The sequence below is a fragment of the Aeromonas sp. 2692-1 genome (assembly GCF_013085505.1).
Classification (GTDB): domain Bacteria; phylum Pseudomonadota; class Gammaproteobacteria; order Enterobacterales; family Aeromonadaceae; genus Aeromonas; species Aeromonas hydrophila.
This window is the reverse complement of sequence record NZ_CP038513.1, coordinates 747,734-772,849: the sequence shown is the minus strand read 5'-3', so window position 1 is coordinate 772,849 and position 25,116 is coordinate 747,734. Positions and strand designations below refer to the sequence as shown.

Annotated in this window: 23 protein-coding genes; 16 read left to right on the top strand and 7 right to left on the bottom strand. The window is 62.2% G+C overall.

Annotated elements, in window-relative coordinates; all coding sequences use genetic code 11:
• The first annotated feature begins 146 nt into the window (after positions 1-146).
• The 6 genes from rfaD to E5E97_RS03830 all read left to right on the top strand — a co-directional run bounded on the left by rfaD (position 147) and on the right by E5E97_RS03830 (position 7,132).
• Positions 147-1,103 carry an ADP-glyceromanno-heptose 6-epimerase gene (rfaD, locus tag E5E97_RS03855; protein ID WP_024945510.1) on the top strand — a complete coding sequence of 319 codons (957 nt, stop codon included), beginning with the start codon at positions 147-149 and terminating at the stop codon, positions 1,101-1,103.
• Between the two features lie 109 nt (positions 1,104-1,212).
• On the top strand, positions 1,213-2,976 hold the full coding sequence (locus E5E97_RS03850) for a polysaccharide deacetylase family protein (protein WP_162901762.1): 1,764 nt from the start codon (positions 1,213-1,215) through the stop codon (positions 2,974-2,976).
• A complete protein-coding gene (locus tag E5E97_RS03845) occupies positions 2,977-4,191 on the top strand; it encodes an O-antigen ligase (RefSeq protein WP_118880108.1) in 1,215 nt (404 codons plus the stop codon).
• Positions 4,188-4,853 carry a glycosyltransferase family 25 protein gene (locus E5E97_RS03840; RefSeq protein WP_118880109.1) on the top strand — a complete coding sequence of 222 codons (666 nt, stop codon included), beginning with the start codon at positions 4,188-4,190 and terminating at the stop codon, positions 4,851-4,853. The genes E5E97_RS03845 and E5E97_RS03840 overlap by 4 nt, the downstream gene beginning before the upstream one ends.
• A gap of 82 nt (positions 4,854-4,935) precedes the next feature.
• The gene (locus tag E5E97_RS03835) at positions 4,936-5,964 is read left to right on the top strand and encodes a glycosyltransferase family 9 protein (RefSeq protein WP_162901763.1); all 1,029 of its coding nucleotides are present in this window, start codon (positions 4,936-4,938) and stop codon (positions 5,962-5,964) included.
• A 55-nt stretch (positions 5,965-6,019) separates the two neighbouring features.
• Positions 6,020-7,132, top strand: coding sequence for a glycosyltransferase family 9 protein (locus E5E97_RS03830; RefSeq protein ID WP_118880110.1), 1,113 nt, complete (start codon positions 6,020-6,022; stop codon positions 7,130-7,132).
• Here E5E97_RS03830 and E5E97_RS03825 read toward each other — a convergent pair.
• Positions 7,068-8,135, bottom strand: coding sequence for a glycosyltransferase family 9 protein (locus E5E97_RS03825; RefSeq protein ID WP_118880111.1), 1,068 nt, complete (start codon positions 8,133-8,135; stop codon positions 7,068-7,070). The two genes, E5E97_RS03830 and E5E97_RS03825, sit on opposite strands and share 65 nt — an antisense overlap.
• A gap of 166 nt (positions 8,136-8,301) precedes the next feature.
• Positions 8,302-9,165: a YicC/YloC family endoribonuclease gene (locus tag E5E97_RS03820; RefSeq protein ID WP_011707879.1), complete on the bottom strand. Its 864-nt coding sequence runs from the start codon at positions 9,163-9,165 to the stop codon at positions 8,302-8,304.
• Positions 9,166-9,581: 416 nt separating this feature from the next.
• Here E5E97_RS03820 and rph point away from each other — a divergent pair, with 416 nt between their 5' ends.
• The 9 genes from rph (at position 9,582) to E5E97_RS03775 (ending at position 19,076) form a co-directional block, all read left to right on the top strand.
• On the top strand, positions 9,582-10,298 hold the full coding sequence (gene rph, locus E5E97_RS03815) for a ribonuclease PH (RefSeq protein WP_024945517.1): 717 nt from the start codon (positions 9,582-9,584) through the stop codon (positions 10,296-10,298).
• Positions 10,299-10,372: 74 nt separating this feature from the next.
• Positions 10,373-11,026, top strand: coding sequence for an orotate phosphoribosyltransferase (gene pyrE / locus E5E97_RS03810; protein ID WP_042062475.1), 654 nt, complete (start codon positions 10,373-10,375; stop codon positions 11,024-11,026).
• A 179-nt stretch (positions 11,027-11,205) separates the two neighbouring features.
• Positions 11,206-13,626 carry a heavy metal translocating P-type ATPase gene (locus E5E97_RS03805; protein WP_118880112.1) on the top strand — a complete coding sequence of 807 codons (2,421 nt, stop codon included), beginning with the start codon at positions 11,206-11,208 and terminating at the stop codon, positions 13,624-13,626.
• A 10-nt stretch (positions 13,627-13,636) separates the two neighbouring features.
• Positions 13,637-14,026 carry a Cu(I)-responsive transcriptional regulator gene (gene cueR / locus E5E97_RS03800; RefSeq protein ID WP_010635698.1) on the top strand — a complete coding sequence of 130 codons (390 nt, stop codon included), beginning with the start codon at positions 13,637-13,639 and terminating at the stop codon, positions 14,024-14,026.
• Positions 14,027-14,152: 126 nt separating this feature from the next.
• Entirely contained in the window at positions 14,153-15,307 is a 1,155-nt protein-coding gene (locus E5E97_RS03795) for a GGDEF domain-containing protein (protein WP_171279891.1), read from the top strand.
• Between the two features lie 30 nt (positions 15,308-15,337).
• The gene (locus E5E97_RS03790; protein ID WP_005306857.1) at positions 15,338-15,601 is read left to right on the top strand and encodes a YihD family protein; all 264 of its coding nucleotides are present in this window, start codon (positions 15,338-15,340) and stop codon (positions 15,599-15,601) included.
• A 199-nt stretch (positions 15,602-15,800) separates the two neighbouring features.
• Positions 15,801-17,249 carry a cytochrome c oxidase accessory protein CcoG gene (gene ccoG, locus E5E97_RS03785; RefSeq protein ID WP_016352365.1) on the top strand — a complete coding sequence of 483 codons (1,449 nt, stop codon included), beginning with the start codon at positions 15,801-15,803 and terminating at the stop codon, positions 17,247-17,249.
• Positions 17,250-17,340: 91 nt separating this feature from the next.
• The gene (locus E5E97_RS03780) at positions 17,341-18,330 is read left to right on the top strand and encodes a serine/threonine protein kinase (RefSeq protein WP_017409685.1); all 990 of its coding nucleotides are present in this window, start codon (positions 17,341-17,343) and stop codon (positions 18,328-18,330) included.
• Positions 18,331-18,467: 137 nt separating this feature from the next.
• Positions 18,468-19,076, top strand: coding sequence for a thiol:disulfide interchange protein DsbA/DsbL (locus E5E97_RS03775; RefSeq protein ID WP_011707872.1), 609 nt, complete (start codon positions 18,468-18,470; stop codon positions 19,074-19,076).
• A 90-nt stretch (positions 19,077-19,166) separates the two neighbouring features.
• Here E5E97_RS03775 and phnE read toward each other — a convergent pair whose 3' ends face one another.
• The 5 genes from phnE to E5E97_RS03750 all read right to left on the bottom strand — a co-directional run bounded on the left by phnE (position 19,167) and on the right by E5E97_RS03750 (position 24,345).
• Positions 19,167-20,714 carry a phosphonate ABC transporter, permease protein PhnE gene (gene phnE / locus E5E97_RS03770; protein WP_171279890.1) on the bottom strand — a complete coding sequence of 516 codons (1,548 nt, stop codon included), beginning with the start codon at positions 20,712-20,714 and terminating at the stop codon, positions 19,167-19,169.
• Positions 20,702-21,463 (bottom strand): phosphonate ABC transporter ATP-binding protein, encoded by a 762-nt coding sequence (locus E5E97_RS03765; protein WP_171279889.1) that lies wholly within the window; start codon positions 21,461-21,463, stop codon positions 20,702-20,704. Before E5E97_RS03765 ends, phnE begins: the two co-directional genes overlap by 13 nt.
• Complete coding sequence (locus tag E5E97_RS03760) at positions 21,460-22,305, bottom strand: putative selenate ABC transporter substrate-binding protein (protein ID WP_016352361.1); 846 nt, start codon at positions 22,303-22,305, stop codon at positions 21,460-21,462. The genes E5E97_RS03765 and E5E97_RS03760 overlap by 4 nt, the downstream gene beginning before the upstream one ends.
• Before the next feature lie 124 nt (positions 22,306-22,429).
• A complete protein-coding gene (gene pncB, locus E5E97_RS03755; protein WP_130631437.1) occupies positions 22,430-23,608 on the bottom strand; it encodes a nicotinate phosphoribosyltransferase in 1,179 nt (392 codons plus the stop codon).
• A gap of 101 nt (positions 23,609-23,709) precedes the next feature.
• Positions 23,710-24,345 carry a nicotinamidase gene (locus tag E5E97_RS03750; RefSeq protein ID WP_011707867.1) on the bottom strand — a complete coding sequence of 212 codons (636 nt, stop codon included), beginning with the start codon at positions 24,343-24,345 and terminating at the stop codon, positions 23,710-23,712.
• Positions 24,346-24,420: 75 nt separating this feature from the next.
• On the opposite strand from E5E97_RS03750, the gene E5E97_RS03745 reads away from it, so the two are divergent.
• Positions 24,421-25,071: a DNA mismatch repair protein MutT gene (locus E5E97_RS03745; protein ID WP_011707866.1), complete on the top strand. Its 651-nt coding sequence runs from the start codon at positions 24,421-24,423 to the stop codon at positions 25,069-25,071.
• The last annotated feature ends 45 nt before the right edge of the window (positions 25,072-25,116 follow it).

The window sequence follows — 25,116 nt, the reverse complement described above, 5'->3', positions numbered from 1 at the left end:
TCTGCCGGGCCCCTGGCCGGTGAAATCGTCAAGGTCGAATCCCCTTGCGGCCCGTGATAAACTTTTCGGCAATTTCAAATTGGCTCACTATACACAGCTTTAACAGGCAGTCACACGTGGCCATCAACGTACGCGAGGCAAACTCCATGATCGTAGTAACTGGCGGTGCTGGCTTTATCGGCAGCAATCTGGTCAAGCAGCTGAACGCTCAAGGACGGACCGATGTGGTGGTCATCGATGACCTGACCGACGGCACCAAGTTCGTCAATCTGGTCGATCTGACCATTGCCGATTACATGGATAAGGATGAGTTCCAGGCGCGGATCGTTTCCGGCGACGAATTTGAAGAGTGGGATGGCGGTATCGAGGTGATCTTCCACGAAGGTGCCTGCTCCGCCACCACCGAGTGGAACGGCAAGTTCATCATGGAGGTCAACTACGAGTACTCCAAGGATCTGTTCCACTACTGCATCGAGCGTGAAATTCCGTTTATCTACGCCTCCTCTGCCGCCACCTATGGCGGGCGCAACGACAACTTCATCGAAGATCCGAAATTCGAGCAGCCGCTCAACGTCTACGGCTACTCCAAGCAGCTGTTCGACCAGTACGTGCGTCGCTGGATGCCGGAGATCAACTCCCAGGTAGTCGGTCTCAAGTACTTCAACGTCTATGGCCCGCGCGAGCAGCACAAGGGCTCCATGGCCTCGGTTGCCTTCCACCTCAATACCCAGGTGAAGAAGGGCGAGAATCCCAAGCTGTTCGAAGGCTGCGACGGTTTCCCCAACGGCGGCCAGATGCGCGATTTCATCTATGTGGATGACGTCTGCAAGGTGAACCTCTGGTTCTGGCAGAATCCGCAGCACTCCGGCATCTTCAACTGCGGTACCGGCCGGGCCGAACCGTTCCAGAACGTGGCCGAAGCGGTGATCAAGCATCATCAGAAGGGCGCCATCGAGTACATTCCCTTCCCGGATCACCTCAAGGGCCGCTATCAGAGCTTCACCCAGGCTGACATGACCAAGCTGCGCGGCGTCGGTTATGACGCCGAGTTCAAAACCGTGGCCGAAGGGGTTGCGGACTATATGGCGTGGCTCAACCGCTAACGGGTGAGTTTTACATCGCTATATGCAGACAAGCCGGAAGCAGGCCATACCTGCTTCCGGCTCTGTTGTTTGTCACGGTTTTTCTCAGTTTCTACCGGGTAACCACGCAATGAACATATTGATGGCACTCTCCCAGCTCGAAGTGACGGGCGCTGAGGTCTATGCCACCACGGTCGGTAATGAACTGACCCGGCGTGGCCACCAGGTTTTCTACGTATCGGACACCCTGACCAAGCCCACTCTGGGTGAGGTGTTCAAGCTGCGATTCAACAAGCGCAGCATTCTGCGCCGCTTTTGGCACGTGTTTTACCTCGTCTACCTCATCAAGAAACACCATATCCAGCTGGTGCATGCCCACTCCCGCGCCTCCGGTTGGAGCAGCTATGTGGCCTGCAAGCTGACCGGCACCCCCATGATCACCACGGTGCACGGCCGCCAGCCGGTGCATGCCTCCCGCAAGGCCTTCCATGCTCTCGGCTTTCGAGCGGTGGCGGTGTGCGAGGATATCGCCCACCAGATCATCGACAATCTGGGGGTGGATCCGGCCATCGTGCAGGTGCTGCGCAACGGCATCGAAACCGACAAGTTCCAGCCTGTGCCTGCCCCGACCAATGCCAGGCCGGTGATCGCCATCGTAGGCCGGCTGAGCGGCCCCAAGGGTGAGCTCTGCTATCGGTTGCTGGATGAGGTGCTGGATCTGGACGCCTGCCAGGTGAAGGTGGTGAGCGGCAGCCAGCTGCCTGCGCGTTTCCAGCGTTTTCAGGAGCGGGTCGATTTCGTCGGTTATGTGGAAGATGTCCCTGCGCTGATGGCGCAATGCGATCTGGTGATCGGCGCCGGTCGGGTGGCGATGGAGGCCCTGCTCTGCGGTCGTCCCGCCTTTGCCATCGGTGAGGCCAAGGCCATCGGGCTGGTGACCGGGCACAATCTGGATGAGGCACTGGCCAGCAACTTCGGCGACATCGGCCCTCAGGATCTGGCGATCGATTTTGCCGCACTGAAGGCGCAGATTGCCCCGGCCCTGGCCAGTGGCACCGTTTCAGACACAATTCGTCAGCGTATTCAGGCCGAATATGGCTTGGCGGGAGTGGTCTCCGGCCTGGAATCCATCTATCAGGATGCGGTGGTCGAGACCCTGCGCCGCGAGATGCCGGTCATCATGTACCACCGTTTCATCGAGCATGACAGCGAGAAGGGAGTGCATGGCACCTGGATGCCGATCGCCATGTTCGAGAAGCACCTGCGCCTGCTGAAGTGGCTGGGTTATGAGACCCTGACGTTTCGGGATTTGGCTGACCAGGGCTTCATTCACCGGCTGCAATATGGCAAGAAGTACCTGATGATCACCGCCGACGACGGCTATCAGGACAATCTGACCCGCATGCTGCCGCTGCTGGAAAAATATGGTTACAAAGCCGTGGTATACGTGGTCACGGGGGAAGGGTATAACCGCTGGGATGTGGAGCATGCGAGCAACCCCGACACCCGGGTGGACTTGATGAATGGCGAGCAGCTCAAGGCGCTGGCGGCCTCCGGTTATGTGGAGATCGGCGGGCATACCCTGACCCACCCCAGGTTGAGCAAGCTTGCACCCGAGCAGCAAGCTCATGAAATTCAAGAGAACAAACGACAGCTCGAAGCCCTGCTCGGCCACCCTCTGCTGTCGTTCGCCTACCCTTATGGGGATATGGATGAGAGCGCAAAGGCGCAGGCGATGGCGGCGGGCTACCGTTTTGCGGTCGCCACCAACAGCGGGCCCAGAGCCATGCACCAGGACCCTTTCCGGATCCGCCGCATTGCCATTTTCCCGCGTACCGATGTTTTTGGCCTGTGGCGCAAAATCCGGGGTAACTATGTCTTCAGGAAGTCTTGATTGATGCTCAGCAGAAGCCTTGCCTTGCTCGATAGAACAACCACAGCCCTGTTTGCGCTGACCATCCTGTTCTCCTTTTGCGGCCTGTTTCTGGCCCCTTTTGGCCAGAGCATTCAATCCAATCTGCTGGCCGTGACCGGCATCTTCGGTTTGTTGAATTACTTTGTCGGCAAACAACGGGATGTGGGGCTCAAAGACCGTCGCATGCTCTGGGGGCTGCTGGTCTATGCCGCCATGATCTTCGTCAACCGGTTGATCCACGGTGATCAATACGGGGTCATGCGCGGGCTGTTTTATGTCGTTGTCTTTGCGCTGATGATGCCGCGCAAGCCGATCCTGTTGGTGCTGGGTTATCTGGCTATCGTGCTGGGCGGGATGGGATTGGGCATTCTCAGCATCTGGCAATACCAGCACGGCATTGCCAGGGTGGAAGGGTTTACCAACGCGATCCTTTTCTCGCAGGCTGCGCTGACGCTGGCCATCCTCAACTGGTTCGTCTTCCAGCAAAAACAGTTGCCTGGATGGTTGAGGGGGGGGAGCCTGTTTGGCTTGATTGCGGCCCTGTTTGCACTTTATCTCTCCCAGAGCCGGGGGGTTTGGCTCGCCTTCGGGATCATTCTTGCCTACGTCATCTGCTACAAGGCCTACTTCAAACCGTGGAAATACATTGCGGTAGCCATATTGTGTACGGCCACAACGGGCGCCATTTATCAGACCAACCAGCTGGTTCAGGTTCGGGTCGCAGAGGCTGTCTCGGATCTCAACTCGGCAGAGAGGGGTTCATACGACTCATCATGGGGCTTGCGCGTCATTGCCTGGCAGAGTGCCTGGCTGGGTTTTTTGGATTCACCTGTGGCGGGGGTGGGCACGGATGGTTTCAATGCATTGAAACAGACCCAGATCGATAATCATCAGATATCTCCTCTGATATTTCATCCGGCGCTGGTCCATTCACATAATCAATATATGCAGAATCTGGTCGTTCGTGGCAGCGTAGGATTTATTGCACTGGTGATCTTTCTTGGCCTGCCGCTCTATCTGGCGGCGAACAATATAAGCAGGATTTCTGCGGGTGTGTTGGTTCCCCTCGCGTTTGCCATTAACTCCCTAAGCGATGTGCCGTTTGAGCATCAAGGGGTGCTCTATCTGTACACGCTCAGCCTGGTTTTCATCTGGTTTGCCCATGAGTCTAAAAAGGATACCCGCACGTCATGATTCCGGTTTTTGTCATCAGTTTGGCTCGCAGCGTTGAGCGACGGGCGATGGTTGTTCAGCAGATGGCGCATCTGGGCATAGATTTCGAGTTTGTAGATGCAACAGACGGGAAGGCGCTGAGCAATGCCGAGCTGGCCAAGGTGGATTTGGAGCTGGCCAAAGAAGTGTGTGGCCATGAACTGAGTTTTGGCGAGATTGGCTGCGCCATGAGCCATATTCGAGTTTATGAGCGCATTGTCGCCGAGGGTATTGAACGCTGTGTGGTGCTTGAAGATGACATCTACCTGCACATGCACAGCAAGGCGATCATCGAGACGATAGTGCACTCCTGCCAGTCCGAGATCGTCTTCCTGCATCATGGCAAAGCCAAACGCTGGCCATTCCTGTCATCCCTGCCCGGTGGCTACCGGCTTGCTAGATACCTGACGCCCAGCAGCTCCTCCAAGCGAGGAGTGCTCTCTACCGCTGGGTATGTGCTGACCCTGGCCGGGGCGAAAAAATTATTGCAGTGTGCCTATCCGCTGCGGATGCCCTCCGACTATCTGACCGGCCGCTTGCAGCTCAATGGCCTGTCTGCCTCCGGGGTGGAGCCCTGCTGTCTGGATGTGGATCTGTTCACCACCACCATAGATGACAGAGCCTACGGTCACTATCTGAAATAGCACTGGGCGTGCCGACGGTGGCTGTTGGTTGGCAGCCCTGTCAGCCTTGCCGACGCTGTGGGTCATACATGCTGGATAACTCATGAATCTCAAGAAGTTGCTTACCCACTCCATTGCCAGATGGCTGATCGGCAGAGCGCCTGACGCCGCCCCATGCCCCGCCGGGGCGAAGGTGAAGCGGGTGCTGGTGGTCGGTTATGACGCCATCGGCGATTTCATTCTCACCCTGCCCGCCATTGCCCGGCTTAGAGAGATCTACCCCGCCGCGCGCCTCGAGCTGGTGTGCAGCCAGCGCAACCAGCTGCTGGCGGCGTCGGTCGCCGGGATCGATGAGTGTCACGTGATCACCCTGAACGACACCCTGTGGCCGGCGAGCATGTGGTGCAAGCTGCGTGAACTCAGGCAACGGCAGTATGACCTGGTGATCAATCTGTTTGACGAGCCCGACGATATCGCCATGGCCAAGTTGCTGTTGCTGGCCAATGGGCGCTTGCAGTCGTTGCCCCTGCGCTTCAAGAGTGAAGGGCAGCAGAAGTTGCTGCCGCTGTTCAACCAGAAGGCCACCATAGTGTCGTCACGCCCAGTCCGGGATCACTTCGTCTATCGCATGCTCAGCGTGACCGGTGAGCAGACCGGGGTGCCGGTCACCATACCGTCCCCCTGCAATGAGCAGCTGGATACCAGCGCGTATGGCCGTTATCTGCTGGTCAACCTGACGGGCAGCCAGGTTGGCAACTCGATGACGGAGGCGCAGAGCGACGAGATCCTGGCCCAGTTGCCGACCTATCAGGGGATCTCCTACCTGGTATTCTCCAGGCAGCCCGTGGCGTGCCCGAGGCAGGACATGAGAGTGCTGTTTCCCGACACCATTCTCGATGCCGCCAAGATCATCAAGGATGCGCGAGGGGTCATCTCGACCGATACCTCCATCATCCATATCTCCTCTTCCTTCGGGGTGCCCACCCTGGTGTTGATGAACAACGAGTGCTGGCGCGATGCCTTCATTCCGCTGGCGGGTCGCAATATCATCCTGCGCTCGGCCACGGACAATCTGGCCGCTTTGTCACCGGCCGAGATCAGCCGCCAGGTCGATGCCCTGATGGCGCTCTAGGCGCGTCAGCCTGTTATCATCCTTTTTCCAACTCAACGGCCCTTCTGGTGGATTCATGTCATTAATCAACGATCTGCAACTCCAGCGTGACATTCTTCGCCGCAAGCTGGGGCAACTGCTGTTCGATCGCAAGCGGCCGGTCCCGCTGCATGAGCGCAAGGGGAAGATAGTGTTGCTGCGCTGGGATGCCAAGCTGGGGGATGCCATCGTCTCGTCCTGGGTGGCTCGCGAAATCAAGCGCGCCAGCCCGGAGCGGGAAGTGTGGATCGTCACGACCGCGGCCATGGCTCCCCTGTTTCGTGATCATTTCGGCATGGACAAGGTGATAGAGGTGCCCAAGCGGCCTGGCTATGGTCAGCTCAAGCGGTTGGCACACTCGCTGGGGGAGGTGGAGTGTCTGGTGCACTTTGGCAAGATGCTGAAAATGAAGGACATCTACTTCATCAGTCAGGTGAGGGCGGATTGGGTCGCCGGCATGGACGATGCCCTGCAGGCGGTCAACCTCAAGCTGGGCAAGGCCTCCAGCGGCATGCACTTCTCCGACAAGTTTGCCCTGTTGTTGCAGCGACTTGGCGTGACCAATCCGGACCAGCAATACATAGTCCCGACCATGAGCCCGCCCGATGCGCTGGCCAGCTGGTGGCCGGCCGAGCCGGTCCTCTGTTTCAACCCCTATGGCAGTGGCAGCTCCCGCCGTTTGCGGCCTGAGCTTATCAGCCAGATGCTTGAGTGGATGCTGGCGGCCGGATCTTGCGCCATCTGCCTGCTCTATCCACCGGGTATGGAGGAGGAGGTGGCCGGGATCCGGGCCGGCTTGAGCCGACCGGATCGCCTGCTGCTGTCACCGGATGCGCCTTCGCTGGCCGGGTTGTTCGCCCAGCTGCGCCAGTGTCAGGGACTGATCTCGGTGGACACGGCGACGGTGCACATCGCCGCCGGGTTGCACAAGCCCATTCTTGGCCTCTACAACCCGGACATAGGGGGCGGCAACGAAAACTTCCTGGAGTGGCACCCCAACTCCCCGTCAGCCACCGTGCTGTTCTCGACCAATACCCGGGAGCAGGATATCAACTCCCTCGATCTGGCCGAATTCGAGCGTACTTTCAGGGCGTGGCTGCTTGCCAACCAGGCAGCGCTGTCAGCCGTTCCATCACCAGCTCGGGAGTAATAGCGCGCAGCAGGGCTTCGTCGATGAAGTCCTTTTCCGCGTTCTGCGGCAACTGGAAGTCGGGTCCCTTGGCATCGAACACATCGATGGCCTGATAACGGGGGTGGTTGACCGGGTTGGCGATGATCTTGTCGCCGCCCGGGGCCACTATGGTCAGCAGGGGCAGGTCGATGGCTTGCGCCATGTGACGGGGACCGGTGTCATTGCCGACAAACAGCCGGCAGTGGGCAAACAGCCCCACCAGTTCCCGTACCGAGCGGGTCTTGATGTGGTCGAAGACGCTGGCTTGCAGGGCGGCGGGCAGCAGCGGTTTCAGGCCGCGGTTGTACTCCTCTTCCCCCGGCCCGCAGTAGATCAGGATCTGGGCGTCGTGCTGCTCGATCAGCCACTGGGCGACCTTGGCAAAGCAGTCGATGGGCCAGCGCTTGTAGTGCCCGAGCGAGTTGACGCCCATGGCGATCAGCGGGCGGCTCAGGTCGACGCCAGCGGCCAGCAGGGCATCCTTTCCTTGTTGCTTCTCTTCTTCACTGAGCCAGAGGTAGTAGTTGCGATCCTCGCTGGCCAGCTTGAGCGGCTTGAGCAGCGAGAAGCGATCGTCAACCAGGGTGCTGTTGCCCTGAAATTCGGTGTCTTTGCGAAAACGCACGATGCGGTTGTGGCCGAGCCGCCAGGGGAAGGAGTCAAACCCGATGCGCAGGCGGGCGCCGGAGAAGAGGCAGCTGAGCAGGCCGATCATCTGGCCCTGGCTGTTGACCACCACGTCGTAACGTTCGCGGCGAATGGCCAGCAGCAGATCCTTCATGTAGCGCCACTGGTTGCGCCTGGCCTTCTCGATGATGATGAGCCGATCGATATTGGGATTGCCCTGCGCCATACCCGCGCAATAATCCATGACCAGATAGTGAACCTCGCCGCTTGGGTCATTCTGCTTGAGGTTGTTGCACAGTGCGGTGGAGATCAGCACATCCCCTATCTGTTTGGTTTGAACTACAAGGTATTTCATAAGGCAGGCCTCAACAGAGGTCATGGTTGATCATCAGCGTGACAGCATACCGCACAAGTGAGTCAGATGCTGTCGGTGCAACGTGAAAATCCGATCTGGCGCAGGCCGCCAACCGGGTACGCCGTCAAATGAAAGAAGCCCGTCGTTGACGGGCTTCTTGTATCGATTACTCGATGTTCTGAATTTGCTCGCGCATCTGCTCGATGAGCACCTTCAACTCGACGGCGGACTGGGTCACCTCGGCGTTGATCGACTTGGAACCGAGGGTGTTCGACTCGCGGTTGAACTCCTGCATCATGAAGTCGAGACGACGGCCGCAGGCGCCACCCTTCTTCATGATCTTGTTGGTCTCGCTGATGTGCATCTCCAGGCGATCCAGCTCTTCGGCCACATCGATCTTCTGGGCCAGCAGCACGATCTCCTGCTCGATGCGGGCCGGGTCCAGCTCCACCTTGGCTTCGGCCAGCCGGTCGGTGAGCTTCTGGCGCTGCCACTCGATGATCTGCGGCAGGTGCACGCGCACCTTCTTCACCTCTACCTGAATGCCGGCCAGACGCTGTTCGATCAAGGCCTTGAGGTTGGCTCCTTCGCTGGCGCGGGAGGCGAGGAAATCTTCCATGGTCAGGTCAAATCCGCCGAGCAACTCGGTGGCGACCGCATCCATGTCTTGCTCGGCGGCAGCCATCACGCCCGGCCAGCGCAGCACGTCGACCGGGTTGAGCTGGCCCTGGCCCGCTTCTTTCATCACCCAGTTGGCGCTGTCGATGATGAGCTTGGCCAGCTCTTCATTGATGTGCAGCTGGCTGGCAGCGGCCTGCGCGGCCTCAAAGCGCAGGTTGCACTCCACCTTGCCGCGCTGCAGCTTGGCGCGGAAGCGCTCACGCAGAACCGGCTCCAGGCTGCGCAGTTGTTCCGGCAGGCGAATGTAGGTCTCCAGATAGCGCTGGTTGACCGAACGAATTTCCCAAACGGCTGTGCCCCAGTCGCCCTTGAGTTCCTTGCGGGCGTAGGCGGTCATGCTGTGAATCATTGATTGTTCCGGGCTTGATGAAGTGTGGGGCCAGTATACTCAGCCAGCCCTGCTCCGTCAGCCGACAGCGTGGTTTTAGCGGCTGATATTTGGGCTGGGATGGCTTAGGGTCTGCTGGTGCTTTGTCACGACCGCGACGGGGTCAGTTTTTGTGCGGGACTAGGCGCTAGGCGTGAAGTGTGGTCGTTCACATGAGCCGCCGAGTAACGACGTTACGCGCAAAAAACTGGCCCGTCCCTACGGGTTGCGCTGCAAATGACGTCATGCGTTGTTGCAGGGCTTGTCAAGGGAGTGGTGGCCATTGCCTGCGCCCCGCGCCTAGCTTGACGTCATTTGTCGCAGCAACGCGGCTTGCGCCAAAGCGCCAGCAGACCCTATACTCCTGCGCCAATTCAGCCAGCCCAGAGGTCCGTCCCATGTCACGTCCCAGCGATCGCACTGCCGCGCAGCTTCGTCCGGTCACCATTACCCGCCACTTCACCAAGCATGCTGAAGGGTCCGTGCTGGTGGAATTCGGCAACACCCGCGTGCTCTGCACCGCCAGCGTCGACACCAGCGTGCCGCGCTTCCTGAAAGGGAAGAATCAGGGCTGGGTGACCGCCGAGTACGGCATGCTGCCGCGCTCCACCCACTCCCGGATGAACCGCGAAGCGGCCTCCGGCAAGCAGAGTGGCCGCACCCTGGAGATCTCCCGGCTGATCGCCCGCTCCCTGCGCGCCGCGGTAGACCTGACCGCGCTGGGCGAGCACTCCATTACCGTTGACTGCGACGTGCTGCAGGCCGACGGCGGCACCCGCACCGCCGCCATCACAGGTGCCTGCGTGGCGCTGGTGGATGCGCTGAACTGGATGGTCGAGAAGGGCATGCTCAAGCAGAGCCCGCTCAAGCAGATGATCGCGGCCGTCTCCGTCGGTATGTATGAAGGGGAAGCCATCTGCGATCTGGAGTACATCGAAGACTCCGCCGCCGAGACCGACATGAACGTGGTGATGACCGAGGATGGTCGCATCATCGAGGTGCAGGGCACCGCGGAGGCCGAACCCTTCACCCACGAAGAGCTGCTGGAGATGCTGGCGCTCGCCAAGGGCGGCATCGCCGACATCATTGCGCTGCAGAAGCAGTCGCTCTCCTGATTTTAAAAACGCGGCATTGACCGCGTTTTTTTATACCCCACGAAAGTAAACGACAAGCCAAGCAAGGAGCCAGAATGAAAGCCTACCAGCGTCAATTTATCGAGTTCGCCCTGGAGAAGCAGGTCCTCAAATTCGGTGAATTTACCCTGAAATCCGGTCGTAAAAGCCCCTACTTCTTCAACGCCGGTCTGTTTAACAGCGGCCGCGATCTTGCCCGTCTCGGCCGCTTCTATGCCGCCGCCCTGATGGATGCCGGCATCGAGTTTGATGTGCTGTTTGGCCCGGCCTACAAGGGGATCCCCATCGCTTCCGCCACCGCGGTACAGCTGGTGGAGCAGCACGACGTGGACGTGCCTTGGTGTTTCAACCGCAAGGAGGCCAAGGATCACGGCGAGGGCGGCAATCTGGTGGGCAGTCCGCTCAAGGGGCGCATCATGCTGGTGGATGACGTCATCACTGCCGGTACCGCCATCCGCGAATCCATGGATCTGATCCAGGCCAACGGCGCCTCGCTGGCCGGCGTGCTGATCGCGCTGGACCGTCAGGAGAAGGGCAAGGGCGAGCTCTCTGCCATTCAGGAAGTGGAGCGTGACTACGGCGCCCACATCATCGCCATCATTCAGATGAGTGACCTGATTGCCTATCTGGAAGAGAAGCAGGCCGAGCAGCCGGAGCTGGCGGCGCAGCTTGTTGCGATGAAGGCTTACCGCGCCCAGTACGGTATCTGAGTCGCAGTTCACACCGCGCAATCGTTGAAGGCGGCGCCCGTTGGCTCTCTGGCAGCAAACGGGCGCCGTTTTTTCATCTGCAAAAAGTGGATCATGTGGCTTGAGCTTACCCTTGCAGTAAAGGTTAGGGTTTGTTGGTCGGCGCTCATTCTGGCCGACTGGTTCCGGGGAGGAACAACATGACCACTCATCTTCAATCACCCATTCATCTGCAGTTGCCGCTCAGCGGCATGAGCTGCGCCAACTGCGCCGGCCGCATCACGACCGCCCTCAACAAGCTGGAAGGGGTCGAGGCCACCGTCAACTTCGCACTGGAGCAGGCGGCCATCGAGCTGGCCAGCCCTGACCGCCTGCCTGCGGTGCTGGAGAGCATCAAAGCGCAGGGTTACGACTACGGCAGCGAGACCATCCTGTTTCAAATCACCGGCATGACCTGTGCCGGTTGCTCGGCCCGCCTGAACAAGATGCTGGCAGCGCTGCCCGGCGTCATCTCCGCCGACGTCAACTTCTCCATCGAGCAGGCCCGTATCGTGCTGGTACCCGGGATGCAGACGCCCGCGGCCCTGCGCGAGCAGATCGAGGCGCTCGGCTTTGGCGCCCAGTTGGCGCAGGGCTCGGCCAGCGGCCGCCGTCAGCAGTTGCTGGAGCGGGAAGCGCAGGAGGCCGCCAGCGCCCGTCAGGCGCAAACCCGGGTCATCGTCTCGGCCCTGCTGACCCTGCCGCTGCTGGCGGGCATGCTGGCCATGGCCGGTCTGCTGCCCTGGCATCTGCCCGCCTGGCTGGAGCTGGTGCTCGCCACCCCGGTGCAGTTCTGGATCGGCGCCCGTTTCTATCGCGGTGCCTGGCTCGCCATCAAGAACCGCTCCGCCAACATGGATGTGCTGGTGGCGACCGGTACCAGTGCGGCCTACTTCTACAGCCTCTATCTGCTGCTCAACCTGGGGATGGCCGCCAGCGGCCAGCTCTATTTCGAGGCAAGCGCCATCATCATTACCCTGATTTCCCTCGGCAAGTTGCTGGAAGCCAGGGCCAGACGCAGTACCCAGTCCGCCATTCGCGAACTGATGGCGCTGCGGCCGGAAACCGCCACCGTCTGGCGTGGCGAGAGCTGGCAGAGCGTCGCCATCGACGAGGTGCTGCGCGGCGATCGGCTGCGGGTGCTGGTGGGTGAGCGGGTGCCGGTGGATGGCAGAATCGTGAGCGGCGAGAGCGAGCTGGATGAGTCGATCCTCACCGGCGAGAGCCTGCCGGTGCCCCGTGGCGAGGGTGACAAGGTGCTGGGCGGTGCCATCAACCGCTCCGGCGTGCTGGAGATCGAAGCTACTACGGTGGGAGAGGATTCCAGCCTCAGCAAGATCATCGCACTGGTGGAGAATGCCCAGATGGGCAAGGCGCCGCTGCAACAGCTGGTGGACAAGGTCTCCGCCGTGTTCGTGCCGGTGGTGATGGCCATTGCCCTGTTCACCCTGCTGGTGTGGTACGCCATCAGCAACGACTTCGGTCAGGCGCTGCTGGCGGCGGTGGCCGTGCTGGTGATTGCCTGTCCCTGTGCGCTGGGGCTGGCGACGCCGGCGGCCATCGTCACCGGTACCGGGGTGGCGGCGCGCCACGGCATTCTGATCAAGGATGTCGATACCCTGCAGAAGGCCCATGCCATCAAGGCGCTGATCTTCGACAAGACCGGCACCCTGACTCAGGGCCGACCGGTTCTGGCCAGCTGGAGCGGCAACGACGAGCAACTGCGTCTCGCCGCCGCCCTGCAGCAGGCGAGCGAACACCCGCTGGCGCTGGCCATGCGCGAGGCGGTTGGCAAGGAGGCGGTGTTGCCCCAGCCGGAAGCCGTCGAGGTGCGGGTCGGTGCCGGTATAGTGGGTCAGGTCGCTGGTCACACGGTCGCCATCGGCAATGGCTCTTTGCTGGACCAGCTCGGCATCGACGTACCACAACAGGATGAACAAGCCGCTGACGGCGCGACCCGGGTCTGGGTGGCCATCGACGGGGTGGTGGCCGGCATAGCCGCACTGGCCGATACCCTGCGCCCCGAGAGCCCGGATGCCATCGCCACCCTGCGCCAGCGCGGCATCGCCAGCTGGCTGGTGAGCGGCGATGCGCCGGCGCCGGTGGCCCATATTGCCGCCAAGCTGGGGCTGGACGGGGCCTTTGACTCAGTGCTGCCGGCCGGCAAGGTGGAAAAAGTGGAGGCGCTGCGGGCGCAAACCAGCGGGCTGGTCGCCATGGTGGGGGACGGGGTGAACGATGCCCCGGCGCTGGCGGCGGCAGATGTCGGCATCGCCATGGGCTCCGGCTCCGACGTGGCGATGGAGACCGCCTCCATCACCCTGATGCGATCTGATCCGCGGCTGGTGGCCGATGCCATCGACATCTCGGCAGCCACCTGGCGCACCATCCAGCAGAACCTGTTCTGGGCCTTCGTGTTCAACATCATCGGCATTCCGCTGGCGGCGCTGGGTTACCTCAGCCCAGAGCTGGCGGGGGCGGCCATGGCCCTGAGCAGCATCACAGTATTGAGCAATTCCCTGCTATTGAAACGCTGGCAGCCGCGGGCTCTCGCCCAGGTCAGCACAGAATCGAACCGTTAAGGAGTCATCCATGAACATCAGCAAGGTAGCCAAGGCGACGGGACTGACCGCCAAGACCATTCGCTACTACGAGAGCATCGGCCTCATCTCGGCGCCGGTGCGCAGCGACAACGGCTACCGCAGTTACACCGAGGGGGCACTGCGCGAGCTGCGCTTCGTCAAGCGGGCGCGGGAGACCGGCTTCAATCTGGAGGAGTGCCAGGAGCTGCTGGCGCTCTATCGGGACGAGCACAGAACCAGCGCTCAGGTGAAGAAGCTGGCGCAGGAGAAGATCGTCGATCTGCGCGCCCGCATCGCCGGTTTGCAGGCCATGCTCAGCTCGCTGGAGGGGCTGGTCGGCTGTTGCCACGGGGATGAAAACCCCGAGTGCCCGATCCTCGACGAGCTGGAGCGCGGCTGAGCCGTCTCTGCCGGCAGGCCGGGGCCTGGCATCATCGACTGACTAACCGCTTAATAACGGACGTTTTATTGTTGGCTCCGAAGGGGTAGTGGTAGACTGTGCGGCTCTTGTACAGGGAGTACGCAGTTGACCCAGAGTGTGACACGTCAGGTGAAGCAGGCCATCATGGCCCAGCTCTATACCCACGCCTCATTCAGCCTGCCTTGCCTGGGTCTGCTGGCGCTTGGCTGGAGCCTGCTGTTCCACGACTACCTGCCCGCCGCCGAAGCGCTCGGCTGGCTGGCCGGGGTGTTGCTGCTGCTGATCTGCCGAGGCTGGCACCTGCGCTGGCGTCAGCCCAGGCTGGCGCAGATCCCGCTGCCGGTGCTGGAGCGCGAGCTCTTCATCGGGGTGACCATCACCTCCATCATCTGGGCACTGGGCGTGCTGCTCTACATGGACAAGCTGCCCGATACCTATCGCGCGGCCATGATGATGCTCTCCAGCCTGATCCTCACCGGCAGCGCCATCATGCTGTTTGGCAGCCGCCGCTCGCTTTACGGCGCCGTCTTGCCGCTCGGGCTGGCCATGCTGTTCGAGCTGGGGGCGGGCAACGAGCAGGAGCGGATCGTCTCCTGCATGCTGGCCGGGTATCTGTTCGTCTTCCTGCCGACCCTGCTGCGCCGCCTGCGGCGGGATCAGGTTGCCTCGCTTTATCACCGTTTCTCCAACGCCGATCTGGTGGCCGAGCTGAAGGCGGTCTCCGAGCATCTCAAGCTCACCTCCCGCTTGGACGGGCTGACCGGTATCGCCAACCGGGCCCACCTCGACTACTGCCTCGAGCGCGCCTGGCGTCGCTGTCACCGGGCCCGGGCGCCGCTGTCGCTGGTGCTGGTGGATGTGGACTACTTCAAGCAGTTCAACGACCTCTATGGCCATCAGCTGGGGGACGAGTGTCTGCAGCAGGTGGCGGGTCTGCTGGCCGAAGTACAGCGGCGCGAGGACGATCTCGCCGCCCGCTACGGCGGGGAGGAGTTCGCCCTGCTGCTGCCCTGTACCAGCATGCAGGGGGCGCTGCAGATCGCCGAGAACGTGCGGGTAGCGCTGAAGGATTTGAGCATTCCCCATCAGAAATCCCTGGTCTCCGGGCAGGTCAGTTGCAGCTTCGGGGTGGCGACCCTGGTGCCGGATCAGAGCCTCTCCATCAGCGAGCTGATTCAAAAAGCGGATGCGGCCCTCTACCAGGCCAAGCATAATGGGCGGGATCGTATCGAAGTAGCCTTGATGGGTAAGGTTGCCTGAGTTTCACAAGACAGATTAAAGAGGTCGTCTATGCAATGTCATCGTATCGAAGAGCTGCTGGAGTTGTTGCAGCCTGCCTGGATCAAGGAACAGGATCTCAGCCTGGTGCAGTTTGTTGCCAAACTGGCCGAGGAAGCGGGATTTGAAGGTCCTCTGTCCGAGCTGACCGACGACATGCTGATCTATCACCTCAAGATGCGGGAATCCGACAAGCAGGCGATGATCCCCGGCCTGGCCAAGGACCACGTGCCCGACTTCAAGGAAGCCCTGCTCAAGGCCCGCGGCATCAAGTAAAGATTGCTCCAGCTGGAGCCTTTATTGGTGTTCAAAAGAATCTCTCAAAAAGGCGTTTCGTCAACTGGCGATACGTCTTTTTTGTTGCTTGAAATTGCGACGCCACTCGAACATTAGATACATTTTACCCACACAATTAGCAGGCTGTTTAAGATATAATCCGCTCCATAACAATTAATGAGTGGAGCGAAGTGTTGCAATGGCCGACCAGGACAAGATCGATATCAAGGATGTCACCGGCGATGTAACGGGGACATACAACCCCAATACCTTCAAAGCGAGCGATGACAGGTTCAATCCCGGCAACCGCATCTACGTGAGGGCCCAGACCGGCTACTGGCAGCGGGTGCGCAAGGCCATGGGCTGGTTCTTCGTGGTGCTCTTCGTCGCCATTCCCTGGTTGCGTTATGACGGTCGCCAGGCCGTGCTGTTCGACATCGGTCACCAGCAGTTCCACATCTTCGGTGCCACCATCTGGCCGCAGGACCTGACCCTGCTGGCCTGGATCTTCATGATCGCCGCCTTCGGGCTCTTCTTCGTGACCACCTTCCTCGGCCGGGTCTGGTGTGGCTATCTCTGCCCGCAGACGGTGTGGACCTTCATGTTCATCTGGTTCGAAGAGAAGCTGGAAGGGGCGGCCAACAAGCGCCGCAAGCTGGATGCCTCGCCCTGGAACGCCGAGAAGCTGGCCCGCAAGGGGGCCAAGCATCTGGCCTGGATCCTGCTGTCGCTGGGTACCGGCCTAACCTTCGTCGCCTACTTCCAGGATGTGTTCCAGCTGGTGCCGGACTTCTTCACCCTGCAGGCCAGCGGCTGGGTCATCTTCTGGGTGGTGCTGTTCGCCGCCTGTACCTACGGCAACGCCGGCTGGATGCGCGCCATCATGTGCATTCACATGTGCCCGTATGCTCGCTTCCAGTCCGCTATGTTCGACAAGGACACCTTCATCGTCGGCTATGACGCCAAGCGCGGTGAAACCCGTGGCGCCCGGGCCCGCAAGGCCGATCCCAAGGCGCTGGGGCTGGGGGACTGCATCGACTGCGACCTCTGCGTGCAGGTCTGCCCGACCGGCATCGACATCCGCGACGGTCTGCAGTACGAGTGCATCAACTGCGGTGCCTGCGTCGATGCCTGCGATCAGACCATGGAGCGGATGGGGTATCCGAAGGGGCTCATCAGCTACACCACCGAGCACAAGCTGGCCAACGACTCCACCCACGTGGCGCGGCCCAAACTGATTGGCTATGGCCTGGTGATGGCGGTGATGCTGGGGGTGTTCGTCTACAACGCCATGTCCATCATGCCGATGGGGCTCGATATCCTGCGGGATCGCAACCAGCTGTTCCGCGAGAACAGCGAGGGGCTCATCGAGAACACCTACACCCTCAAGATCCTCAACAAGACCCTGCATCCCCAGACCTATCAGCTGGATGTGGAGGGGCTGCCGGAGCACGAATGGTTCGGCCCGCGTGAGGTGACCTTGAAGGCGGGCGAGATCTTCACCCTGCCGGTGAGCGTGGCGGTCGACCCCTTCAATCTGAAGAAGCCGACCCTGGACATCCGCTTTGTGCTCAAACGCGAAGGAGCGGCCGCGGACGACAGCAAGGGGATCCTGCGCCAGCCCAGCAAGTTCATCAGCCGGCTGTGACCGCCGTCGCCATGGCCGGTTTTAGCCGGTCATCGGGCGCGGCAATGATAAGCAGTAGTGATAGAATGGGGCGCAACGGCGCCCCTTTCTCATGGTGGATGACATGCGTTTCAACTATTCCGACCTCAATCCCGATCTCATCATGGATGCGCTGGACCTCAGCGGCCTGCGTATCGACTCCGGTCTCATCGAACTCAACAGCTACGAAAACCGGGTCTACCAGTTTCAGGATGAAGATCGTCGCCGCTACGTGGTGAAGTTCTACCGTCCCGGTCGCTGGAGCCGGGCCCAGATCCTCGAAGAGCACGACTTTGCCGCTCGCCTCAATGAGGCGGAGATCCCGGTTGCCGCCCCCATCGCCTTTGCCGGCGAGACCCTGCTGGAGCATCAGGGCTACCCCTTCGCCATCTGGCAGAGCGTGGGGGGCCGCCAGTTCGAGGTGGACAACCTCGACCAGCTGGAGTGGGTGGGGCGCTATCTCGGCCGCATCCATCAGATAGGGGCCAGCCGTCCCTTCCACCACCGAGTCCGGCTCGATGTGGAGAGCATGCTGCACGAGCCGCGTCAGCTGCTGGCGTCCGGCGAGTGGCTGCCGAGCGGGCTGGCCAAGTCCTTCTTCGGGGTACTGGACGAGCTGATCAAGCATGTCAGTGACGCCATGACTCTGGACGTGGCCCAGATCTCCCTGCATGGCGACTGCCACCCGGGCAACATCCTCTGGCGCGACGGCCCCATGTTCGTCGATCTCGATGACTGTCGCAGCGGCCCCGCCATCCAGGATCTCTGGATGATGCTGAGCGGCGAGCGGCACGAGCAGCTGATCCAGCTCGATACCCTGCTGGCGGGTTATGAGGAGTTCATGGAGTTCGACCCGCGCGAGCTGGCGCTGATCGAGCCGCTGCGGGCCATGCGCATCGTTCACTACATGGCCTGGCTGGCCCGGCGCTGGGAAGACCCTGCCTTCCCGCGCCACTTCCCCTGGTTCAACACCGATCACTACTGGCGCCAGCAGATCGCGACCCTGCACGACCAGCTGGAAGCGCTCAAGGCACCGCCCCTGACGCTGACGCCTGGCTGGTGATGAGGGAAAGAGAGCGGGCGGCAGACGGGACTCGCGCATCCTGCTTGACCATTGACTGCGCAGTGGTGACGCAATAGGCTTGGCACTGCTTCGGTTCGCCGGGCGTGCCTCACAGTGATCCCTTAACAGGAAACGTCATGAAAAAAGTACTATTTTTCCTTGCTGCCATGCTGATGATCCCCATGGTTCACGCCGCCCCCGAATTCAAGGAAGGCGTCAACTACGATGTGGTCAAACAGACCGGTAGCGCCCAACCGGAAGTGCTGGAGTTCTTCTCCTACTACTGCCCCCACTGCGCCAAGTTCGAGCCGATTGCCGAGGATCTGAAGAAGAACCTGCCGGAAGGCGTGCCGATGAAGAAAAACCCGGTGGCCTTCCTGGGCCGCGAGATGGGTCCGGAGATGCAGCGTGCCTACGCCGTTGCCAGCCTGCTGAATGTTGAAGGCAAGCTGACCCCGGCCATCTTCGACAAGATCCACACCCAGCGTCAGTACCCGCAGAGCCGTGCCGACGTGAAGCAGATCTTCGTGGACAACGGCGTGCCGGCCGAGGAGTTCGACGGTGCCGTCGACAGCTTCGCCGTCTCCGGCATGGTCTCCCAGTTTGACCGTAACACCGAGAGCTACAATATCCGCGGTGTGCCGGCCTTCCTGGTCAACGGCAAGTACATGGTGAAGATCGAATCCATTACTTCCCAGGAGCAGTTCAACCAGCTGGTGAAATTCCTGCTGGCCAAGAAAGACTGATCCCGCCAGACCCGACGAAAAAAGCCCGCCGCTGCAAACCGGCGGGCTTTTTGTTTTTTTGGGCCTGAGCCTGGCCAGCATGGCGCGGCCTCAGATCTGGCAGTCTCGCTGGGAGGGGGCGGGGCGCGGCAACCGGGTGCGTCTGCTGATGGCCTCCGCCAGCCAGACCAGCAGCAGGATGGCCAGGATCAGGGTGGCCGCCTGATCGTAACGGAACAGGCTCAGCGACACATAGAGCTGCTGCCCCAGCCCGCCTGCGCCCACCACCCCGAGTATGGTGGCGGCCCTCAGGTTCATCTCGCCGCGATAGAGGCTGTAGGCCAGCCACTGGCGTGATACCAGCGGAAACAGACCGTACCAGAAACTGGCAACGGGGCCCGCGCCGCTCAATTGCAGGGCGAGGCGAGGGCTCTGATCCGCGTTCTCCAGCGTTTCCACGAACAACCGGGCAAGCACCCCAGTAGTGTGCAGGGTGAGCGCCAGTATGCCCGCCACCGGCCCCAGCCCGACCGCGATCACCAGCAGGCTGGCGAAGATGAGTTCAGGCACCGATCGCAGCAGGTTGAACAACAGCCGCAGCGGCCAGCAGTGGCGGGCGAGGCAGGCCAGCGGTAGCGCCAGCAGGGCGCTCAACAGGGTACTCAGCAGCGCCATCTGCACCGTATCGAGCAGGCCGGTGCCGACCGTCAGCAGGAAGGGGGGTGACCAGTCCGGTTGCAGAAACTCACCGATGAACTGGCCCAGTCCGCCGAGGGAGAAGCTCAGCATGCGCCAGTCGAGCTGATGAAACGCCATGGCGCTGGCCAGTCCCAGGCAGGCCAGCAGTTGCAGGCCGGGGGAACGGGTGTGGCGCAGCCAGGCGCTGAGGCCATCCGCCAGGGTCACCAGCAGGATGAAGGCCAGCAGCAGGGTCACCACCTCGCCGCCGGCAAACATGCGCAGGGAGAGTTCGAGCTGCTGGCCGAGCCCGCCGGCACCGACGAAACCCATGATGACGGAGGCGCGCAGGGCACACTCCCAGCGATAGACGGTGTAAGAGAGCAGCTCCTGGCGCACCGCAGGTAGCACGCCGTACCAGAGCGCCTGCAACCGGCTGCTGCCACCGAGCAGCAGGGCGCGGGCCGGTTGCAGGGCGCCGCTCTCCATGATCTCGTTGTAGACCTTGGCCAGCATGCCGCCGTAGCTGACGGCGATGGCCAGGATGGCGGCCAGGGGGCCTAGCCCGGACAGGCGCACGAACAGCAGCGCCCAGATGAGCTCGGGCAGACTGCGTAGCAGGATGGCGAGGAACCGACTGAAGGCGCGCAAGGCGCCGCGCAGCGGGTTGGGGATGGGGCCCAGCTCGGCCAGCGACAGGGCGCGGGAGCCGAGCAGGGCGAACGGGATGCCGAGCAGCAGGGCGCCGGCCAGCCCCAGAGTCGCCACGGCCAGACTCTCCAGGGTGGCGGTCAGGGTCAGGGCAAGAAAGTCCGGATCCAGCCGGGGTGGCCAGCTGGTGGCGAGGAAGTTGCCCATCTGCCGCCAGCTCTGGCCGTCGAACAGGCCGAGCCAGCCGTCGGCCTGTTGCCACAGGCTGTAGCCGATCAGCAGCAACAGCCAGGGAAGGGGATGGCGCCAGCGGTGGGTCAGTTCAAACACGCTGCCGCCTCGTCATCACCGACGTAGAGCTCGGCCAGCATGGCTGGGGTGACGGCCGTCGCCGGACAGTCGAACAGTATTCGCCCCTCGCGCAAACCGATGATGCGGGGGAAACGGCCGAGCGCCAGCTCGACCGCATGCAGGTTGGCGACAAGGGTGCTGCCCCGGGCTCTAGCCTGGGCCAGCAGGGCATCCAGGCTGCTCTGGGCGAGCACGGGATCGAGGGCGGAGACGGGCTCGTCGGCCAGGATCAGATCCGGCTGTTGATAGAGCACCCGGGTGATGCCGACCCGCTGCAACTGGCCGCCGGAGAGCTCGCCGCAGCGCTGCAGCCACTTGTCGGCGAGGCCGAGGCGTGCCAGTTCGGCCCGCGCCCCTGCTGGGTCGCAGGGGCGCAGCAGGGAGAGCAGGGCGCGGCCGAGGGACCACTGGCCGAGCCGACCGGCCAGCACGGCGGTCACCACCGACTGGGAGGCGGGCAGCGGCGGTTGCTGCCAGACCATGCCGATCCGGCTGCGCAGCCGCTGGCGGGCCCGGGTGGAGAGGCTCCAGGGATCCTGCTCCCAGAGGGCGAGCCTGCCTTCACCGCGCAGTTCGGTACCGATCAGCCGCAGCAGGCTGGTCTTGCCTGCGCCGCTCGGCCCTATGATGGCGACACACTCTCCCGCCTCGATCTGCAGGCAAAGCGGATGCAGGATGCGATTCTCGCCGAGCCGCAGCCCTGTCCCGTCCAGCGCAACGGCGATCACTTCAGCAGACCAGCCTGGGTCGCGGCCGCTTCGATGCCCTGGTAGTTCTCTGGTTTGGTCTCGATGAAACGGCTGGCCCGTTGCAGCTTGAGGATCTCGGCCTGGGCCGGGACGGCAGGATCCAGGCTGAGGAAGGCCTGCTTGATCTTCTCCTGCAGGGCCGGGTCCAGGTCGCCGCGCACCGTCCAGTTGTAGTCAAAGTAGGTCGGCGTGGTCCAGATCACCTTGACCTTGGCGGTGTCGACCTTGCCCTCTTCCACCAGCTTGTCCCACACCGAGGCATTGAGCGCGCCGGCCGGTACCTTGCCGGAGGCAACCCAGGCGACGGTGGCATCGTGGGCGCCGGAGAAGGCGACGTGGGCGAAGTCACGCTCAGGGTTGATGCCCTGTTCGGCCAGGAAGTGGCGCGGCATCAGGTGGCCCGAGGTGGAGGAGGGGGAACCGAAGGCGAAGTCCTTGCCTTTGGTGTCGGCCAGGGTCTTGATGCCGCTGTCGGCGTTGGCGATGAACTTGGAGGTGAACTGGGCGTCTTCCTGACGCTGTACCAGCGGCACCACCTTGTCGGCCCGGCGATGGGCCTGCACATAGGTGAAGCCCCCGAGCCAGGCCATGTCGAGCTTGCCGGCCGCCAGCGCCTCGACCACGGCGGCATAGTCGTTGACCGGCACGAACACGACCTCGCGGCCGGTCTTCTCGGCCAGGTACTCACCCAGCGGGGCAAACTTGCGCTGCAGTTCGGTGGGGGCTTCGTCCGGGATTGCGGAGACCCGCAGCGGCTCGGCGGCGGTGGCGCCCAGGCAGGTCAGCAGGGTAGTGAGGGCAAATATCCATTTTGAGGTCATGGGCAGTTCCTTGTGGTCTGTCGTGCGGGCAAGAGAAAGGCCCGACACGAGTCGGACCTTGCAAAGGGGTCATGGTAGGGGGCCAGCGGCGCTCTGCGCAAGATGGGCCCCGCAAAAAGGCGCGTTACACCCCGACGTGGAAGGCCTGCTTGAGGTTGCGGATGAAGTCCGCATCCCGGCACAGGGTCTTGCCGGGGCTGTCGGAGATCTTGGCGACCGGGCCGCCGTTGCACTCCATCAGCTTGAACACGATGTTCATCGGGCTGACGCCGGGCAGATCGCAGGTGAGCTTGGTGCCGATGCCGAAGCTGGTGTTGATGCGACCGCGGAAGTGACGGAACAACTCGACCGCCTTGTCGAGGTTGAGGCCATCGGAGAACACCAGCGTCTTCTCGGTGGGGTCGATGCCGAGCCGCTGGTAGTGGCTGATGGCCTTCTCGCCCCACACCACGGGATCGCCGGAGTCGTGGCGCAAGCCCTGATAGCGGCTGGCCAGCTCGAAGTCGAAGTCGCGCAGGAAGGCATCCATGGTGATGCAGTCGGTGAGCGCGATGCCGAGGTGATTGGTGAATTCATCCAGCCAGCTGGTGAGGGCGGCCCGCTGGCTGTGCTCGAGCGGGAAGCCGAGCTGCTGGTGGGCCTGGAACCACTCGTGGGCCTGGGTGCCCACCGCCGGCAGGCCGTACTTCTGGGCCAGCAGGTAGTTGCTGGTGCCGCGAAACGCCGGCAGCCGTTCCTTGAGGCGACCCACCACCGCATCCTGCACCGCGAGGGAGAAGCGGCGCCGGGTGCCGAAGTCGATGAGGTTGAACTCGCTCATCTCTTCCCGGCTCAGCTCCCGCTCCAGCTTGTCGATCTTCTGATCGAGCCGCTCCAGCGCCTGAGTGGCGCCGAACTGGGGGTAGCGGAAGCGGTTGCGCATCTCGCTGATGATGGCGAGCACCGGGATCTCCCACAGGATCACGTCCTGCCAGGGGCCCTCGACCCGCACGTTGATGCGACCGTCCTGCTCGAACACCTTGAGCAGGGAGGCATCCAGCGGCTTGCGACGCAGGTGGTCGAGGTAATCGGCGGTAAAGAAGGGGCGCTCGGCCAGGAAGTTGAGCTCGGGCCTGGTCAGCCGCAGCGAGCCGGCAAGGTGCAGCTGCTCCTCGATCTGGCCCATCATGGGCAGCAGATCCTCTTCGTTGCGGCTGTGGAACTCGGCCACCACCTCGGCATCCGGATAACGATGGAACACCGCCTGCTGCATGTGCAGCTTGTAAGCATCTGTATCAAGCAGGCTGTTGAGTATGGGTGGCATATCAGACTCCCCGCAGGCGGGTGAACGCAAGAGCGCTCCCCTGCCGCTTTTGTAGATTGCAGACGCCGGTATCGGGCAGGCTGATGAGAATGAGGGGCATATCAGGCGTCCAGCAGGCGTTGTACATCGATCAGGCTTTGGGCGAGTTCGGCGCCGGCCTCGATCATCTGGGTGTGGGCGCTGGCAACCGTCTCGGGGGCGATGCCACGACAGGCATCGAGATGGACGATCACCCGGAAGCCGGCACGGCGCAGCTGCAGCACACTGGTCTTGACGCAGTAGTCGGTGGCGAGGCCGCCGGCCAGTACGGTAGTGACGCCGCGGGCGTGCAGAAACTCGATGAGTCCGGTGCTGCGGCGCTCGGCCAGATCGTGGAAGCAGGTGCCGTAGGGGTGCAGATCCGGCTCGACCCCCTTCCAGACGAAGAAGTCGTAATCGACCGGGGCCGGCAGGCCGTCGAGCAGTTCGAAGCCGCGGGTACCCGGCACGCAGTGCACCGGCCAGGTGAGGTCGGCGTTGGGCAGGTCCAGCGGCAGCAACATGCCGGCGGGATCGCTGACGGCCCAGGCGGCGTTGGCGGGATGAGAATCCTTGCTGCCGATCCGCAGGCTGGCGAGGGTGGCCTGAGCGTTGAGCGCAGCCACAATATCATCCCCGCCCGCGACGGGCAGTTCGTTCGGGCAGAGGGGGGTAAAGCCCTTCTGCGCATCAATATCCAGGCTGGCGACGGTTCCCATTGAGTGGCTCCTGCACATACTATTCGTGTGATATTATCTACCAAACATTAATCGAAGGCGAGCAGGGCGATCGGCATGTTGAGAATGAGTCTGGATATGGTGGTGCTGCGGTTGAACGAGGAGCGGCTCGAGCTGCTGCTTGAGACCCGCGATCGCCCACCCTTTGCCCACTGCTGGCAACTGCCGGCGTTGCGCATCGACGAGACCCGGGATCGGGATCTGGACGCGGCTCGCCATCGCCTGCTGACTGAGTGGGGGCTGGGCCACTGCTACAGCGAGCAGGTCTGCACCCTCGGCAACCTGGAGCGGGATCCCCGTGGCTGGTCCACCACCCTGGTCTATCTCTGCCTGGTGGACTCCGAGGTCGAGGCGGTGCACGGCTGCTGGCACCCGCTCTGTGACCTGCCGGGACTCAGCCTCGCCTTCGACCACACCCAGCTGATTGCCCGGGGGCTGGAGCGGCTGCGGATCAAGAGCCGCTACAGCACCTTGCCGCTGCAACTGCTGGGGGCAGAGTTCACCCTCTCCGAGGTGCAACGGGCTTTCGAAATCATCCTGCAGACGCCGATGAACACGGCGGCCTTTCGCAAGCGGATCCACCGCGCCGGCATCCTGCTAGATACCGGCCGCAAGCGTACCGGCAAGCAACGCCCCGCCATCCTCTACCGGATGGAGAGCCCCTGCTGCGTGATGTTCGATCAGGTGATGAACGGAGCGGAAGCATGAGTGGCGCAGGCGTGCACAAGGTATTGGTGAGTGCCTGCCTGCTGG